A 398-nucleotide genomic window follows, 5' to 3' on the forward strand; every position below is an offset into this window, starting at 1 on the left:
TAATAATATTAATAAACATAATAATATTAAGAAATATGTACTACCAAGTGATCCCACTGTCATAGAAAATTTCAAAAAGTATTTTAAAGAACATTATCAACATTCTTATGACTACTGTCGAGACAATCAATACCACTACATAATCCAGTTTCAAAACAATGATAAAATAGTTAAACAATTAGAACACCTCCTAAAACCAGTAGAACAATTAATAGAACAGAAAAAGGAACTACTCCTTGACTAAAACTATCAAAAGGAGAACAATAATAAGATGATAAGTAATATTATAAAAATAGTTGATAATCCATTACTGTTTAACGATAATGATCCACGGTTAACTATTCCTATTGATAGGAGTAAGTCAGCTGTTCTAGTGCTTATAACTGGCACTACTATTG

The 398-nt window shown here is 27.9% G+C and carries 1 protein-coding gene; it reads left to right on the top strand.

What is annotated here, in order from left to right; all coding sequences use genetic code 11:
- The coding region (locus tag ER13_RS19145; protein ID WP_231492600.1) for a hypothetical protein at positions 1-244 on the top strand (244 nt) is incomplete at its 5' end.
- Between the last annotated feature and the right edge of the window lie 154 nt (positions 245-398).

Origin of the sequence: Brevundimonas sp. EAKA (assembly GCF_000698025.1) — a bacterium.
Classification (GTDB): Bacteria; Pseudomonadota; Alphaproteobacteria; order Caulobacterales; family Caulobacteraceae; genus Brevundimonas; species Brevundimonas mediterranea_A.